This is a genomic window from Nosocomiicoccus sp. HMSC067E10 (assembly GCF_001810835.1).
GTDB classification, from domain to species: domain Bacteria; phylum Bacillota; class Bacilli; order Staphylococcales; family Salinicoccaceae; genus Nosocomiicoccus; species Nosocomiicoccus ampullae_A.
Map to the genome: position 1 here is coordinate 212,106 of NZ_KV802764.1, position 16,485 is coordinate 228,590.

The following is a 16,485-nucleotide window of genomic DNA, read 5'->3' on the forward strand; positions in this document are numbered from 1 at the left end:
ATGCCTCCGTTATTGATTCCCTAAATTAAGTACTTGATCTCCAGGTTTAATAAGTTTCATACTCATGAGTAATTTATAAAATGCATACGTTACTGCTCCTGGAAGTAGGATGTGGAATATGATTATCATTATATATGTTGTCATACTTGGCCCCATTGTTTCAATTGCCATGATTTGACCAACGAGTCCACTCGTCCCCATACCTGCACCTGCACTATTGTTTTGCATCGGGAAAAACACTGTCATAATCGGTGCGATAATCACACTCGCGATTGACGGTGGTAATATAATCCACGGATTTTTAATGATATTCGCTACTTGTAACATTGAAGTTCCAAGCCCAATCGATAACACCCCTGATGATCCATTATCTTTATAACTCATCAGTGCTAAACCGACCATATGACAACAACATCCAACTGCTGCTGCAGCTGCTGCAAGCCCGTTAATGTCGATCATTACCGCTAATGCTGCACTAGAAATTGGTGCTGTTAATGTAATTCCGAATACTAATGCGACGAGCATCCCCATAATAAATGGGTTTTGTTCAACCGCAAAGTTCACAAACGAACCGAGCGATAACATTAATTTTGATATAAATGGACCAACAAATTTACCGACTAAAAATCCGATAACAATCGTGAAAATTGGAGAAATTAATATATCTAATTTCGTACGACCGGCATATAGTCTTGATAGTTCAGTTGCGACTAAAACAGCAATAAAACTTCCAGCTACGCCTCCGAATTCATAAGCGCTATAACCGACTGTCACTGCTGAAAATACGACGAGTGGATGTGCTTTTAACCCGTATGCAATACTCGCACCAATTGCTGCACCAGTTAAACTCATCGCAAGTTCTCCAACAGGAATTAAACCACTGAGTGCTGGGATATACGTCCCAATTGTCTTAATAATAAGACCAATAAGTAAAGAAGAAAATAGACCGAGCGCCATAAAGCTCATCCCGTCGATGAACCAGCGCTTTAATAACCCCTTCACCCTCTTAACTCCTTAACTTTTTCGCTATTAATACCTTTAACAAGTTCGATTAAAAACTTTTTCGCTTCTAAGTAGTCATTTTTATGAATAATCGAATGGTTCGTATGAATATATCTTGAGCAAATTCCAACGACCGCGCTTGGCACTCCGTCATTAGAAACGTGAATGCTTCCAGCGTCTGTTCCACCTGGAGATAAATAATATTGATATTTCACATCGTGCTTATCTGCAGTTTGAAGTAAATAATCTCTCATTGGTTTGCCAAGGATCATCGTACCGTCTTTAATTCTAAGTAATGTACCTTCTCCAAGTTTACCGAGATCATCTTTTTTACCGAGCATATCGTTTGCTGGTGAACAGTCAACGACAAATGCAACGTCTGGTTGAATTAAATTTGCGCTCGCTTTAGCTCCTCTTAAGCCTACTTCTTCTTGAACGTTCGCACCGATATATAAGTTACAATCAAGTTCAACATCTTTTAAAGCTTCAAGTACTTCTAAAGCGATTAAACAACCGTATCGGTTATCCCATGCTTTTGCTAACAATTTGTTTTCAGTAAGTTGTTCAAATTGAACATTTGGCACGATTGAATCCCCGATATTTACACCCATCTCAAGTGCTTCTTCTTTAGAGTCTGCACCAATATCTAATAACATGTCTTTAATTTTTGTACCTGAGTCTTTCGATTCACCACGTCTAAAGTGAATTGGCACACTACCAATTACACCTGTTAACTCTTTATTATCATTCGTTCTCACTGACATTTTTTGGCTGAGTAATACGTCTTCTGACCACCCACCGAGTGGTGTGAACTTTAAAAATCCATTGTCTGTAATTTCAGTAACCATAAATCCTACTTCATCCATATGACCAGCAACTAAAACGTTAGGAGCGTTTTCATTTTTTGATTTTTTAACGGCAAAAATGCCACCTAAACCGTCATTAATATATTCGACGCCAAACGCTTCAAAATTCTCACGCAAATAATTGCGCACTAAATCTTCAAAGCCAGGAGCGCCGTGAAGTTCCGTTAACTCTTTCATTCGTTGTAGTGTTTTTTGACTGATTTCCATCTGAAAAAAACTTCCCTTCTAAATTTATATTTATTGTTGATTATGGTAGACTAACAGAAAGGGAGGCTACCATAATGTCAAAACGAACTTTTTGGACAATTGTCTTAAGCGTTGTAACAATTGTACCTGTTGTACTATATGTCATCGCTAGACGTACGATCAATGTTGACAAGGTCTTAGATAATCTTTACTTACAATTTGACGGCATTTCTTTTGTATCTGTTGACTATAACAATTCTAACAATGAAAGCTTTGGTCAAGATAAGAAAGTACTAAATGGTGTCGTTCACGTTGAACAAGGCGACAAACTTCAAAAGTACAACTTCACAGCGAATAAGTACACTGGTGAAATCATGGAGATTACTGTTCAGTAATCTTCATGTTTTATTATTATCCATTTTATCAAACAATTGTAATTACCGGAACTATCAAAAAAGCACCTTTTTAAAGGTGCTAAAATTTTACAACTATTTTATATATATTAAATCCTTTTTGACTGAATTTCTCTTCATACTCAGTTCGAATGTTATCTTCATCTTCATCTGCATGTAAATCTAAGTTCACTTCTAAAAATTCCGTTTTAAAATTATTTAATGAAACTAAACTATATTCAAATAAACCTCTATTATCCGTTTTAAATTGCAATACTCCATCATCTTTTAATATAGATTTATATTGTTTTAAAAATGATTTATACGTGAGACGTCTCTTTTCGTGACGGTTTTTAGGCCACGGATCAGAGAAGTTTAAATATATTTTAGACACTTCATCTTTATTAAAATACTCGTCTAATAGATTCGCATCATATAAAAGCAGACGGACGTTTGTCAGGCCCTCATCTAACACTTTCTCTAAAACACGAATGAGTACGTTTTTCTCAATTTCAATTCCGACATAGTTAATATGTGGATTTTGTTTTGCAATAGTCGTTATAAACTGACCCATTCCAGTACCAACTTCGATATGAATGTCGTTATCATTACCAAAGTACTCTTTAATTTTTGTTTTATATGTACCATCTACGTCGACAATATGACTATTTTCAGTTAAATAGTCCATCGCCCATGGCTTGTTTCGCATTCTCAATGTACTTACCTCTATACCATCATATCTTTCTCTAAAATATCATTTAAAAAAATAATCCAATGGTTCATTTCTTTATATCTTTTACGGTCTTCGTACCACTGAATCATCGTTAAACATTGAATGAGTGTATACCACTTCATACGCTGTCTAAAATCATGATCGAGTGATTTTCCGTATTTAGATAACCAATTTTTCCAATCTTTAAAATCGACATACGTATATAGAATCATTCCGATATCGATTGCAGGGTCGGCGATCATCGCACCTTCCCAGTCTACTAAAAATAGTTCGTCTTCATCAGATAACAACCAGTTTTGATTATTGACATCTCCGTGACATACTCTACAAAATTCAGAATCGATATGTGGAATTTTATTATTTAAATATTTGATCGCTTTTCTTACTGTTTTATGCGCGTTAATTTTTGGTGAAAGTGAGGATTCGATTCTGTTTAATAATAATTCTGGTAACATCGGTTGCATCCCGAGACGCTCTAGCGTGTTAAGTAATTTATCCGATGAATGAATCTTACGCATAAGTGAAGCGACACGGTCAGAGTTCATTTCTTCATCGGTTAAACATCTACCGTTTTTCCAATGTTGAGCGGTAACAACTTCGCCTGTTTCGATACGTTTTGTCCAAACGAGTTTAGGTACGATTCCTTCTACTGATAGCATCGTAATAAACGGGCTTGTATTACGTTTTAAAAAGAATTTGTCGCCATTAATCTCTGCCTTATACGCATCGCTAGACGAGCCACCAATAGGGTCTAACGTCCACCCTAGCTGATAAAAATGCTCCACCGTGTTCACCTCACTTTCTCTTCATAAACGTTTCATTAAAAAAAGCGCTAAGTAAATTTTTTAATTAGCGCACGATTAGTTGTATTTAAAATACTATCCATTTTTATAACTAAATTCAAGGTAAAAATGACGCTATATTTTGCCAACTGCTGTTATATCTTAATTAATAAGTGCTTAAGCGACCAATGTTATAAATGTTATTTTTTTGTTAATTAAAGTTAAGTTTTGTTAAACGAATGTACGTTCTGATTTAACACATTTTAAAAAATTAATAAAAATAGACAGACCGATCGTCTGTCTATCATAAATATTATTTTTCTAATTTACCGTTTACAAGAATTTCATATAGTGCTTCTAAATAGATCGTTGTCGCTAATAAAAGTTCTTCTACTTTCATTTGCTCATTCGCTTGGTGCATTGTATCTTTTGTATCTTTAAACATCGCACCGTACGCTACACCATTTTTTAGTACACGCGCATACGTTCCACCACCGATTGTGAATGGTTCAGTGTCATCATCGACATGTTTACGATATGTTTCAGTTAACACTTTAACGAGCGGAGAATCTTTTTCGACATAATGCGGCACTTGATCATTTACGTTTTCGATTGAAACACCGTATACTTCTACATCGTTTTTAAGTGCATTTAGTGACGCTTTAAAGTCCATTCCCATTGGATAACGTAAGTTCACACCGAAATAACTTTTATCGTTTAAATCATAACGAATGATTCCTGTGTTGACTGATGTTTCACCCATTTCGTCATGGTTAAAGTCCATTTCAAATAATTTACCGTCATAATTATCTTCAATATATCTATCGTAAAATGACACGAACTTATGTGCACGTGCATCGATTGGAATAACTTTTAAGAAACGTAGTAATTCTATTCCTGCGTTTTTACCTTCAAGTGGTGTTGAACCGTGTGCACTTTTCCCGAACACAGTAATATTTACTTTGTTGCTGTCTTCAATGAAGTCACCTTTTAATTGCATCTCATCTAAAAACGATTCAAATGACTGTTTAAATTTTTCAACATCTTTTACAGTTAAATTCGCCGTCGCTGATTCAGGTACCATATTGTATCGATCACCTGACGTGAATGTATTTAGTACAATATCTCCATACGCATCGTCATCGCTTTTAAACACGAGGTCAAACGTCGTAATACCCTTTTCACCATGAATGACTGGAAACTCAGCATCTGGTGCAAATCCTGAATCTGGCATTTCTTCATTTTTAAAATATGCATCTGTACATAACCAATCAGACTCTTCGTCCGTACCTATGATTAAACGCACACGCTGATTTAATGGTACTTCAAGATCTTTTAAAATCTTCATTGCGTAATAAGCTGCGATAGTTGGTCCTTTATCGTCTTGGACACCGCGCGCATAAATAATATCATCTTTAATCACCGGTTCAAACGGATTAGAGTCCCAACCTGTTCCAGCGGGAACGACGTCAACATGTCCGAGAATACCGAATAGCTTTTCACCGCTACCGAGTTCAATATGGCCTGCTAAATTATCGACAACTTTCGTATCCATTCCGTCACGGTCACCTAAAGAGAGCATGTACATTAACGCTTCTTTCGGTCCCTCGCCGACAGGTGCACCCGGCTTAGCTTCTGTACGAACACTTTCAATTGAAAGAAGACCGTTTAAATCCTCGAGTATTTTATCTTTATACTGATTTACAATTTCATTGAAATTCATACAACTACTCCTTTCTATTTGTAATTATTATACTAAATAAAAGTTCTCACACAATAAAAAATCCTTTAGCACATGCTAAAGGATGAGAATTATTCTTTATTCATTAACGTTAAAACAAAGAATAGTATATAGCTAATTAATAAAACTGATCCACCGATAATATAAATGATGAGTGATACAGTATCCGGGAAACTAAATGGATTCACAAATTGGAACCACATGCCGAGTGTTAACCCAACAGTTCCAATAATTGCCGTCCATACATGTAACTTCGCAAGGAAACTTTCTTTTTGATGAAATACTCTATAATATATCGCGAAAGAAAATAAACTTAGCCATCCGACGACTAAAATATGTGCGTGGATCGGTCGAAGTTCATAACCACCAGAGCCCGCCATATGTGCACCCATAAATGCACCCATCAGTCCAAAAGCTGCAGAAAATCTTAATAACGTTTTACTATAACTCTTCATAATTGCCTCCAAATGTTGTTTTACCTTTAATTCAAACTATACATAGTGAATATGAACACAATATGAATTGGATTTTTGTAAATTGGATGAGGGCAGTGCTAGATTGGCGTTGGATCGTTGAGTTATAACCTTTAAAGTGTATTAGTTCATCTTATTATGGATATAATTAACAAAAAAATTTAGATTTTGTTAGATATATCGATTTATCTAACAAATTTAGGTTCTGTGCCTCAATTTTTGTTAATTATAATTTTTTATCTAACATATTTCGCGCATGTGATCCGATTTTTGTTAAATATCCTATTATATTTAACACTTTTTCATTTTCAAAGTCTATTTTTGTAAATAAGGATGAAGAGCCAGCTATTTAGTTATTATTACGGTTATCATTAAAAGCAATTTTACTCTTAAATAGATATAAAGCACTTTTTCCAAAATATAATTAACAAAAATATCGTGATTCTGTTAATTATCCGGATTTATCTAATAAATTTAGATCCTGTGCCTCAATTTTTGTTAAATATAATTTTTTATCTAACATATTTCGCACATGGAATCCGATTTTTGTTAAATATCCAATTATATCTAACATATTTCAACCAAATTCATTCGTTATTGTAAAATACAGCATCAATCTAGCTCATTTAATCAATTTCACACAAACACCAAGCAATTTAAGATAAAAAACACCCTAAAACATTTGTTTTAGGGTGTGTCTGATTACTTATCTTCTTTTACGATGTGCACGTTGTGGTTACTATCGAATTTTCCTTCTTCATCCACAACTTCATAGTCCTTTTTGTTGCCTTGCTTCTTGTCGTATTTATCAAATTCTTTTTCAGTATTGTTTACTGAGTTTTCATTTTTGGCTTTTTGTTGCTCTTTCTTAACTTCATTTGCAGCTAATCCGCCTTCGTCTGCAAGAACTGCTTTAGAACCTTTCGTGCTCTTTTCAGCTGTAGAATCCGGAGTTGTGTACACTTCGTCCTTTTTATCTTCTACTTTTTCTTTAACTTCCTTTTTTTTTGATTCGACGTCTTCTTTCACGTCTTCTGCTTTGTCTTTAGCTTCATCGACTTTATCTTCAGCTTTAGATTTCACTTCTTCAGCTTTATCTTGAGCTTTGTCTTTCGCGTCTTCAGCTTTAACTTTCACATCTTCAACTTTTTCGTTGACTTGTGATTTTACGTCTTCTACTTTATCTGCCACTTGATTTTTAACATCTTTCGCGTTGTCTTTTAACTCATTTAAGTCTTTTGAAGCTTTGTTTTGGAAGTCTACTGTTTCATTTTTAACTTTGTCGACAGTGCCTTTTGCCTTTTCAGCAAGTTCATCGACTTTGCCACTCGCCGAATCTTGAACGTTTTTAGCATATCCTTTTGGATCTTCTTTTGCTTTTTCTATTTCACGTTTTACCGCTTCTTCGTTATCTGCTAATTTTTTAACTGCGTAACCTACACCAACAACTGCTGCTAACTGTAACACTCTCTTTAATAATTTCTTCATAATAAAAAACACCTCTTCGTTGTAATTAGTTTCTCAACTATCTATTACATACCCGATGGTGTTTTTTATAAACCTTTTTTAAATTAATTTTTTTAAATCCGTTAATTCATCTTCTGTTAAGCGTCGATATTCGCCCGCTTCAAGTGTCTCATCTAATACTAGATTTCCAAACTTGACTCGTTTTAACTCGAGTACTTCGTTATTTAAATATTTAAACATTCGCTTCACTTGGTGAAATTTACCTTCTGAAATTGATAAAAGAACTTCATCCTCTTCGATGACTTCAACTTTGGCAGGTTTTGTCGTGAAGTCTTTTAACGGTATACCTGTTTCTAAAAAAGTAATATCTGACTTTGATACATCATGTTTAAGTTTACAATAGTATGTCTTAAATACTTCTTTTTTCGGACTCAGCAATTGATGACTTAACTTGCCATCGTTTGTGATGATGAGTAGTCCTGTCGTATCGATATCGAGGCGACCAACTGGAAATAATTCACGATACTGAGAATGATCGATTAAATCAATAACAGTCTCATGCTCAAAGCTTTCAGTCGCTGAAATCACATTTTGTGGCTTGTTTAACATAAAGTACATATATTCTTCTAATACAACTGTAAAGCCATCGACTCTAACTTCATCTTCGACTTTTACTTTTAATTTTCTGTCTTTAACGGTTTTTCCCCCTACAGTTACACGACCACTTTTGATCAATTCTCCGACTTCTTTTCTAGAACCAAAATTTGCATGCGCTAAATACTTATCGAGTCTCATAAGAATCTCACCTTACTTCGAATCTTATTTGCACGTTCACCAAGTACTCTGTCCGCCAGACCGGATTTAAATATGACCACTAAATAAATGAATGCTCCGACAATGACACACGTCGCGAGAGTTATAATCGCATTTCTTCTTATTGTAATATCTAATGATAAAACAAATAATCCATAAACGATTTCTACAGCAAGAAGCATAATTAAACTGTATAGAACGATTTCTAACATCGGTGTTAATATTTTTCTAAAACTAAATTTTCCATACTTTTTAATGATAAAGAAATTGAATATCACTCCACAAAATAGCGCAATGAGTGTTGAAATAACTGCACCAACAGTGTGGAAGTACATAATTAATGGGAAGTTTAGCGCTGCTTTAATGACTAAGACGAGTAACACTACAAGCACATTAAACTTTTGCTTCTCTATTCCCTGAACGATAGATGCTGTCATACTAAATACAGAAATCACAATACAAACTGGCGCATAAATCGTTAAAATTTTAATACCCATTTCACTAAAACTATAAAATGATGTATATAACGGCACTGCCATAATCATCATACCGACTGCTGCGGGTACGACTAATGTCAGTTGAAGTAACAACATCGTACTTACTTGATGCTCGAGTTCGTTAAACTTCTTTTGTTGAAAACTTTTCGTTATAAACGGCAAGATCGTAATTGAAAACGACACAGCTAAACTGACTGGAATCATAACGAGTTTTTGAGTCGTAATATTTAACATTCCAAACCATGCATCTTGCACGTTTGACGGTACCCCTACAATTGCCAGTGCGTTATTATGTGTCAATTGGTCAATAAACATCATCATTGGAAATGTAATACCGATAACTACAAATGGAATACCAGATAAAATAATCTCTTTATACATTTCTTTATAAGATAATGTAATACCCGTTTTATCTTCTTTAAGAGAAGCTTCAATCAATTTTTTACGTTTAAACCAAAATACTGCTAGTGTAATTATCGCACCTATTGCTGCGATAAAAGCAGCAAATACAGCGATTTGGTTCCCTTGTTGAATCGTTCCACCCATCACGCGAATCACAACGTATGAACCGACTAAAACGACTGTGATACGTACAACTTGTTCTACAACTGATGAAACACTTGTTGGACCAAATGATTCAAATCCTTGGAAGACACCGCGCCACGTCGCCATAAACGGAACGACGATTACTGCAAATGCGACGACACGAATAATATTTGTAATTTCATCGTGTCCCCATACGTGCTCACCATCTGAAGATGCCGCGAGCTGAATATCAGCAATGACAGGTGCGAGTAAATACAGTACCCCAAAGCAAATCAACCCAGACACTAACATAACGACAAGACTCGAACGATAGAGTTTTTGCGTCGTTTGAAATGCACCGAGAGAATTATACTTTGCAACGAATTTTGAAACAGCGCCCGGCACACCAGCGGACGCGATTGAAAGCATGATAGTATATGGAGTGTACGCATATCCGTATAATGCTAGATTTTCTTCTCCACCCATGATGCTATAAAATGGAATGATATAAATCATTCCTAAAAATTGTGTGATTAGACTCGCTGAAGACAAGAACAGCGTACTTCTAAACATTTTTTGATTTGAATTTGACATTTAAAAACCTTCTTACATAATCATTAAGCTATATTATAATAGATTCATTCGTTTTTTTAAATCAATTGAGGTGAAACACGATGTACGATACGATAATTATCGGTGGCGGCGTATCCGGTATAATGGCGGCTGTCGCTGCAAGTCAGAACAATCAAAAAGTATTACTCATCGAAAAAAATAAGCAACTCGGTAAAAAGCTTCTGATTTCTGGTGGCGGTAGATGCAACGTGACGAATAACCTACCGTACGAAGAGATCATTCAAAACATACCAGGTAACGGTAAATTTTTATACGGGCCGTTTTCTATATTTGATAACCAATCAATCATACAATTTATAGAGTCGCACGGCGTCAAATTAAAAGAAGAAGACCACGGTAGAATGTTTCCTGTTTCAAATAAAGCTAAAGATGTTTTACAAGTCTTTTTAAATTGTTTGGACAATCAACACGTCGAAATATTATTAAATACCGAAGTGAAGGAGATTCTTCATGATAATGCTTCAATCACAGGTGTTAAATTAACAGACGGCAAGACAATTAAAAGTCATAATATTATCATTACAACTGGCGGTAAAAGTGTACCGCATACTGGATCTACCGGAGATGGATTTAAATTCGCTAAAAATCTTGGACACTCAGTGACAAACCTATTTCCAACAGAAGTGCCAATTTTAAGTAACGAACCTTTTATAAAATCTGGAGACTTAAAAGGTTTAAGTTTAAAAAACGTTAAACTATCAGTTTTAAAGAAAAACGGGAAACCAAGAATTTCACATCAAATGGATATGTTATTTGCTCATTTTGGAATTACTGGACCTGCAGCGTTACGTTGTAGTCAGTTTGTAATTAAAGAACTTGAAAAACAGAAGACAGAAACTGTTATGATGGAACTAGATTATTTTCCAGAGTTATCGAGTCATGACTTTCGACAAAAAATTGAAATTGATGTCAAAGCAAATAAAGATAAAGCCGTTCATAACGTATTAAAACAATTTATCGAAAATAGATATGTCGATTTTATGTTTAATCATTTAAAGTTAGATAAAACGATGACTGGACATAATTTTGATAACGAATCTAAAAACAAAATTTTAAATTTTTTAAAATCATTTCAATTTAAAGTCACCGGTACACAACCGATAGAAAAGTCGTTTGTCACAGGTGGCGGCGTCCACTTAAAAGAGATTGACCCAAAAACAATGGAAAGTAAAATAATAAAAGGTTTACACTTTGCTGGCGAAGTATTAGATATCCATGGATATACTGGAGGGTATAACATCACAAGTGCATTAGTTACTGGATACGTCGCAGGACAGCACGCTGGGCAAAACACAAATTAAGGAAGGTATACAATGAAAGAATTAAAAAAATCACCAAATTATTCATCTCTTGAATATAGAGAACAACATATATTACCACTCATGAAAGAAACGATGGGACGCTTAAAGTTTCTGGAATCTTCAATCGTTAAAAATAAAACGATTCAACCAGAGCATTTAAATAAACTCATTCAAAACCATGTGGAACATATGCTTCTTGCAATGAGTTACGAACAAGTCGTTTCATATCGTATCAATGAAGATAATGAAGAGATACCGTTAGATGACTATTACGCAATGCATGCTTTATTCGGATCAACACCAGATAAATTTGGCACATATAACTACACAGACGCACAAAAAGATATTCATGAAAAAGTACTACGCTCATTAGATGAGTATGTTGAAAGAGAAACACATATCATTAAAGCATTACCTTTTGATCATAATGAGTATTACGATGGTCTAGTGAAAGTGCTCGATCACCTCATAAAAAGCAACATTTTAATTTTATCTAAAGTGTTAAATAAAAAATTCCGTACCGAAGCACTAAATCATTTAACGACGAGTGTCATCGAACAGCTATTTGTGTATACAGAACTCGAAAATCCATTCATTACAAGTTATGCTCAATACAGTCTCGCTTTCTATGATCAATCATTAAAACAACAGATGCTTAATGCAGAAATCAAAGAAGATTAACTTTAGGAAAACCTCATCATTGTATGAGGTTTTTTTAGTTTATGCTAAAAATTATTTTCTTTTACTTAATGATGCAGTATAATGAAAGTGATTACATAATTATTAGGAGTGATACTATGTTGACAACACTACTCCCCTTTCTCATGATGACTGCATTGTTTATCGGTATCGTATATTTTAAAAGGTTTTTAGCTAGAAAAATTTAGACCTACCTTCATAATTATTTTGAAAATCAAAATTTACAAAACAAAAAACTGCGTCACGATAAAAATCGTAGACGCAGTTTATATTTTAATAACGAACTATTTTAATTCGCCACTATATTTACAAGTTTTCCAGGTACGACGATCACTTTTCGAACCGTTTTATCTTCAATTGATTCTTTTACCTTTTCATCGTTTAATGCAATCTCTTCTACTTGTTCTTTACTTAATGTTGGATCCATCATAATACGTGCTTTTGGTTTTCCGAGTACTTGTACGAGTACTTCGACTTCATCTTCGACAAGCTTTGACTCGTCAAATGTTGGCCACTCTGCGTACGTAATTGTATCTGTTTCACCAAGTTTTTCCCATAACTCTTCAGAGATGTGTGGTGCGATTGGTGATAATAGTTTTACGAGACCTTTCGCATAATCTAGTGACACTTCATCGACTTTATACGCTTCATTTACGAATACCATCATTTGAGATATTGCCGTATTAAAATGCATATTATCATAGTCTTCTGTCACTTTTTTAACTGTTTCGTTGTACACTTTATCGAGTTTAGGCGTTTCTTTATCGACAACCGTTTCTTTTACATTGTTGTCCTCGTCAATTAATAATCTCCATACGCGGTCTAAAAATCGTCTCGCGCCGTCTACACCTGTCGTTGTCCATTCTACTGAGGCGTCTAACGGCCCCATAAACATTTCATATAGACGTAAAGTGTCTGCTCCGTGGCTTCTTGTAATGTCATCTGGGTTTACGACGTTACCTTTTGATTTAGACATTTTTTCGTTACCTTCACCGAGGATCATTCCTTGGTTAAATAATTGTTGGAATGGTTCTTTTGTTGGAACAACACCAATGTCATATAAAAACTTATGCCAGAATCTTGCATATAGTAAGTGAAGCACAGCGTGTTCAGCTCCACCAACGTATAAGTCAACAGAGAGCCAATGTTTTAATTTTTCTGGATCTGCAATTAACTCATCGTTCGTTGGATCAATGTAACGAATGTAATACCAGCAAGACCCTGCCCACTGTGGCATCGTGTTCGTTTCACGACGACCTTTAACACCATCTTCACGAACTACAGTTAGCCACTCTTCATTGTTAGCAAGTGGTGATTCACCTGTTCCGGAAGGCTTGATTTCGTCCATTTTTGGAAGTTCTAATGGTAATTCACTTTCCGGTACTGCAGTTGAAGTTCCATCTTCCCAGTGGATAATAGGAATTGGCTCTCCCCAGTAACGTTGTCTAGAGAATAGCCAGTCACGTAATTTGTACGTTACTTTTGCTTCCCCTACTTTTAATTCTTCTAACTGTTCGATTGCTTTTTGAATCGCGTCTTCGTTATTTAATCCGTCTAAAAATTGAGAGTTTACGTGTTTTCCGTCACCAGTAAACGGGAGTTCTTCGTCACTATCTACAACACGTTTAATATCTAAGTCAAACTTTTTAGCAAATTCATAGTCTCTTTCGTCATGTCCAGGAACCGCCATAATCGCACCTGTTCCGTACGACGCAAGTACATAATCTGCTATGAAAATTGGCATCGATTCGCCACTAAATGGATTCACAGCATAGCTTCCAGTAAATACACCTGTTTTATCTTTTTGAAGTTCTGTACGTTCTAGATCTGATTTATGAGATGCTTTTTCAACATACTCTTCGACAACAGATTTTTGATCATCTGTCGTAATTTTTTGAACTAAATCATGCTCTGGTGCAAGCACTGCATACGTCGAACCAAATAACGTATCTGGACGTGTCGTAAATACTGTAAATGTTTCTTCAGTGTCTTTAACATTAAACGTCACGTGTGCACCTTCAGAACGGCCAATCCAGTTTCGTTGCATATCTTTTAATGATTCAGGCCAATCTAAATCGTCTAAATCTTCGAGTAAACGATCTGCATACTCTGTAATTTTTAATACCCATTGACGCATCGGTTTACGAATTACTGGGTGTCCACCACGTTCGGATAATCCGTCGATGACTTCTTCGTTCGCAAGTACTGTACCAAGTGCTGGACACCAGTTTACAGGCACTTCATCGACATACGCGAGTCCTTTTTCGTAAAGTTTGATGAAAATCCACTGTGTCCATTTGTAATAATGCGGATCTGTCGTGTTTACTTCACGGTCCCAGTCATATGAGAAACCGAGCTCTTGAATTTGACGACGGAAGTTATCGATATTCTTATTGTTAAACTCATGAATATCGTTTCCTGTATCAATTGCGTACTGTTCAGCTGGTAAACCGAACGCATCCCACCCCATCGGATGAAGAACGTTATATCCATTCATACGCTTATAGCGCGCTAAAATATCAGTCGCTGTATACCCTTTTGGGTGACCGACGTGAAGCCCAGAACCTGAAGGGTACGGGAACATATCTAGCACATAATATTTCTCTTTACTAAAATCGCTCGTGTCTGTTTTAAACGTTTTGTTTTCTAGCCAATAATCTTGCCACTTTTTTTCAATTTTACGATGATTAAATGACATTTTCTTCCTCCTATATAAAAATCCCAATGTCAAAAGACATTGGGACGATCTATTAGACCGCGGTACCACCCGCATTCACATCATTGTGCAGCTTCATTTAGAATTTTAATTGTAATTAATGGACGAGTTCGTAAATTTTGACGTTAGTTTCCACCAACCACTAACTCTCTAAAAGTCATACGTTTACTACTATTTCCTAAAGTTATTATAATTCGTTTAATTATTTTTTGCAAACTTCTTTTTAAGTAAAACAACATATTAAATACTATATATTCATCTATAATATAAATTAAGTAATATTTTGGAGGCCGTTATGCTAAATAGAGTTTTAGATCAAAGTAAACAGTTCGCTTATGATATACTTCACCCTCACTCGATCGCGGTAGATGCGACATGTGGCAATGGAAATGACACTTCATTTTTACTAGACCATATTTCAAAAGGTAAAGTATACGCATTCGATATACAAAGTGAAGCGATTGAATCGACGAAAGAAAAAATCGCCCATCATAAAAATCTAGAACAGCTCACTCTCATTCATGATAGCCATGAGAATGTTTTACAGTATGTCGACAAACATATCGACGTCGCCATGTTTAACTTAGGTTTTTTACCGAAAGCTAACAAAACAATTACGACACTTTCTCATTCAACAATCACTGCTATCGAAGCAATACTATCAAAGTTATCTGTCGGCGGTCGTATTATTATTACGATTTACCACGGTCATGAAAACGGAAAAGATGAAAAACGCGCAGTCTTATCATATGCAGAAAAACTCGACCAACACTTTTTTAACGTTTTAATGTATCGTTTCATCAATCAAATAAATGATGCACCTTTTATTTTAGTCATTGAAAGAAGACGATCTAGCCCATGAATCCGATGTGATGTTGAATATCATCTAAAAATCGTTCGACATGATAAAACGGCACGCTTATATTTTCTCTTTGGAAAATACCGTGTTCTATATTATTCAGTCGGACGATTTTTAAATAACCAGTGTCCACTTTTTTTATGATATGTACATTTCGGTCCACATCAATGATGTCATTCTCATTTGAATGGATACATAGTACATCTACATGAATTAAATCCATATCATTTTCTATATTATTCATACGTTCGTTGATTAAGCTATACCAATGATAACTCACTTCTTCAGTAAGTAGTTCGTCTTTAGAATAACGCTCTAACCATTTGTTATCTGATGTAAAACTCGACAAATCGACACCAAGTTTAAATTTCGATTCGTCTCTCGATAAGCGAATTGAGGATTTTAGTAGATTTTTACGGTTTATAAACGACTGTTTAAACGTAAATAATGGATTTAAAAATATAGCACCATCAATTTGTATCGACTCTTCTTTTAATGCTTCAGCTAATATGAGTCCACCTAAACCTTGTCCGACAACGATTACTGGTAGTTCATATCGATTGGCTACATCTACCCATTCTGTGAGACGTTCGATATATTGTTTAAAATCTTCGACATGTCCTTTATTCATACGTGTCGTTTGACCTTGGCCTGGTAAATCTCCCATTAACACATGGTAGCCAATACTATTAAATTTTGAAATTAGATCGATGTAATACTCATGGTGTTCAATCATGTCATGTAATATTACAATAGTTCCTTTTGCTTTATTTTCAATTTCCCATTTCCACATAATTTTC

The 16,485-nt window shown here is 35.2% G+C and carries 15 protein-coding genes; 4 read left to right on the forward strand and 11 right to left on the reverse strand.

What is annotated here, in order from left to right; genetic code table 11:
* Nucleotides 1-9: 9 nt before the first annotated feature.
* Both HMPREF2767_RS05120 and HMPREF2767_RS05125 read right to left on the reverse strand, forming a co-directional pair.
* Entirely contained in the window at nucleotides 10-1,002 is a 993-nt protein-coding gene (locus tag HMPREF2767_RS05120; RefSeq protein WP_068130921.1) for a PTS sugar transporter subunit IIC, read from the reverse strand.
* Nucleotides 999-2,075 (reverse strand): M42 family metallopeptidase, encoded by a 1,077-nt coding sequence (locus tag HMPREF2767_RS05125; RefSeq protein ID WP_068130924.1) that lies wholly within the window; start codon nucleotides 2,073-2,075, stop codon nucleotides 999-1,001. Before HMPREF2767_RS05125 ends, HMPREF2767_RS05120 begins: the two co-directional genes overlap by 4 nt.
* Nucleotides 2,076-2,149: 74 nt before the next feature.
* Here HMPREF2767_RS05125 and HMPREF2767_RS05130 point away from each other — a divergent pair, with 74 nt between their 5' ends.
* Nucleotides 2,150-2,449, forward strand: coding sequence for a hypothetical protein (locus HMPREF2767_RS05130; RefSeq protein ID WP_040928499.1), 300 nt, complete (start codon nucleotides 2,150-2,152; stop codon nucleotides 2,447-2,449).
* 79 nt (nucleotides 2,450-2,528) lie between these two features.
* Here HMPREF2767_RS05130 and trmB read toward each other — a convergent pair whose 3' ends face one another.
* From trmB to HMPREF2767_RS05165, 7 genes are all read right to left on the reverse strand, one after another.
* Entirely contained in the window at nucleotides 2,529-3,161 is a 633-nt protein-coding gene (gene trmB / locus HMPREF2767_RS05135) for a tRNA (guanosine(46)-N7)-methyltransferase TrmB (RefSeq protein ID WP_070622823.1), read from the reverse strand.
* Between the two features lie 11 nt (nucleotides 3,162-3,172).
* Entirely contained in the window at nucleotides 3,173-3,964 is a 792-nt protein-coding gene (locus HMPREF2767_RS05140) for a phosphotransferase family protein (protein WP_040928500.1), read from the reverse strand.
* Between the two features lie 310 nt (nucleotides 3,965-4,274).
* Complete coding sequence (gene pepV, locus HMPREF2767_RS05145) at nucleotides 4,275-5,684, reverse strand: dipeptidase PepV (protein WP_070622824.1); 1,410 nt, start codon at nucleotides 5,682-5,684, stop codon at nucleotides 4,275-4,277.
* Between the two features lie 89 nt (nucleotides 5,685-5,773).
* On the reverse strand, nucleotides 5,774-6,157 hold the full coding sequence (locus tag HMPREF2767_RS05150) for a hypothetical protein (RefSeq protein ID WP_210391809.1): 384 nt from the start codon (nucleotides 6,155-6,157) through the stop codon (nucleotides 5,774-5,776).
* Nucleotides 6,158-6,877: 720 nt separating this feature from the next.
* Nucleotides 6,878-7,663: a hypothetical protein gene (locus tag HMPREF2767_RS08680; protein WP_070622825.1), complete on the reverse strand. Its 786-nt coding sequence runs from the start codon at nucleotides 7,661-7,663 to the stop codon at nucleotides 6,878-6,880.
* 78 nt (nucleotides 7,664-7,741) lie between these two features.
* On the reverse strand, nucleotides 7,742-8,437 hold the full coding sequence (locus tag HMPREF2767_RS05160; protein WP_070622826.1) for a pseudouridine synthase: 696 nt from the start codon (nucleotides 8,435-8,437) through the stop codon (nucleotides 7,742-7,744).
* On the reverse strand, nucleotides 8,434-10,071 hold the full coding sequence (locus HMPREF2767_RS05165; RefSeq protein WP_070622827.1) for a putative polysaccharide biosynthesis protein: 1,638 nt from the start codon (nucleotides 10,069-10,071) through the stop codon (nucleotides 8,434-8,436). Before HMPREF2767_RS05165 ends, HMPREF2767_RS05160 begins: the two co-directional genes overlap by 4 nt.
* An 80-nt stretch (nucleotides 10,072-10,151) precedes the next feature.
* Between HMPREF2767_RS05165 and HMPREF2767_RS05170 the strand changes: the two genes are divergently transcribed.
* Entirely contained in the window at nucleotides 10,152-11,411 is a 1,260-nt protein-coding gene (locus HMPREF2767_RS05170; RefSeq protein ID WP_070622828.1) for a BaiN/RdsA family NAD(P)/FAD-dependent oxidoreductase, read from the forward strand.
* Nucleotides 11,412-11,423: 12 nt separating this feature from the next.
* The gene (locus tag HMPREF2767_RS05175) at nucleotides 11,424-12,092 is read left to right on the forward strand and encodes a hypothetical protein (RefSeq protein WP_070622829.1); all 669 of its coding nucleotides are present in this window, start codon (nucleotides 11,424-11,426) and stop codon (nucleotides 12,090-12,092) included.
* Between the two features lie 307 nt (nucleotides 12,093-12,399).
* Here the strand turns inward: HMPREF2767_RS05175 and leuS are convergent, their stop codons facing one another.
* Nucleotides 12,400-14,808 carry a leucine--tRNA ligase gene (gene leuS / locus HMPREF2767_RS05180; protein ID WP_070622830.1) on the reverse strand — a complete coding sequence of 803 codons (2,409 nt, stop codon included), beginning with the start codon at nucleotides 14,806-14,808 and terminating at the stop codon, nucleotides 12,400-12,402.
* Nucleotides 14,809-15,121: 313 nt separating this feature from the next.
* On the opposite strand from leuS, the gene HMPREF2767_RS05185 reads away from it, so the two are divergent.
* A complete protein-coding gene (locus tag HMPREF2767_RS05185; RefSeq protein ID WP_070622831.1) occupies nucleotides 15,122-15,688 on the forward strand; it encodes a tRNA 5-(aminomethyl)-2-thiouridylate-methyltransferase MnmM in 567 nt (188 codons plus the stop codon).
* Here the strand turns inward: HMPREF2767_RS05185 and HMPREF2767_RS05190 are convergent.
* Nucleotides 15,678-16,478 (reverse strand): alpha/beta hydrolase, encoded by an 801-nt coding sequence (locus tag HMPREF2767_RS05190; RefSeq protein WP_070622832.1) that lies wholly within the window; start codon nucleotides 16,476-16,478, stop codon nucleotides 15,678-15,680. The genes HMPREF2767_RS05185 and HMPREF2767_RS05190 overlap by 11 nt on opposite strands.
* Nucleotides 16,479-16,485: the final 7 nt, after the last annotated feature.

What these genes read in the sequence shown, in the direction of transcription:
- HMPREF2767_RS05125 (WP_068130924.1), bottom strand. Translation starts at nt 2,075, where the DNA reads ATGGAAATCAGTCAAAAAACACTACAACGAATGAAAGAGTTAACGGAA.
- HMPREF2767_RS05130 (WP_040928499.1), top strand. Translation starts at nt 2,150, where the DNA reads ATGTCAAAACGAACTTTTTGGACAATTGTCTTAAGCGTTGTAACAATT.
- pepV (WP_070622824.1), bottom strand. Translation starts at nt 5,684, where the DNA reads ATGAATTTCAATGAAATTGTAAATCAGTATAAAGATAAAATACTCGAG.
- HMPREF2767_RS05150 (WP_210391809.1), bottom strand. Translation starts at nt 6,157, where the DNA reads ATGAAGAGTTATAGTAAAACGTTATTAAGATTTTCTGCAGCTTTTGGA.
- HMPREF2767_RS08680 (WP_070622825.1), bottom strand. Translation starts at nt 7,663, where the DNA reads ATGAAGAAATTATTAAAGAGAGTGTTACAGTTAGCAGCAGTTGTTGGT.
- HMPREF2767_RS05160 (WP_070622826.1), bottom strand. Translation starts at nt 8,437, where the DNA reads ATGAGACTCGATAAGTATTTAGCGCATGCAAATTTTGGTTCTAGAAAA.
- HMPREF2767_RS05165 (WP_070622827.1), bottom strand. Translation starts at nt 10,071, where the DNA reads ATGTCAAATTCAAATCAAAAAATGTTTAGAAGTACGCTGTTCTTGTCT.
- HMPREF2767_RS05170 (WP_070622828.1), top strand. Translation starts at nt 10,152, where the DNA reads ATGTACGATACGATAATTATCGGTGGCGGCGTATCCGGTATAATGGCG.
- HMPREF2767_RS05175 (WP_070622829.1), top strand. Translation starts at nt 11,424, where the DNA reads ATGAAAGAATTAAAAAAATCACCAAATTATTCATCTCTTGAATATAGA.
- leuS (WP_070622830.1), bottom strand. Translation starts at nt 14,808, where the DNA reads ATGTCATTTAATCATCGTAAAATTGAAAAAAAGTGGCAAGATTATTGG.
- HMPREF2767_RS05185 (WP_070622831.1), top strand. Translation starts at nt 15,122, where the DNA reads ATGCTAAATAGAGTTTTAGATCAAAGTAAACAGTTCGCTTATGATATA.
- HMPREF2767_RS05190 (WP_070622832.1), bottom strand. Translation starts at nt 16,478, where the DNA reads ATGTGGAAATGGGAAATTGAAAATAAAGCAAAAGGAACTATTGTAATA.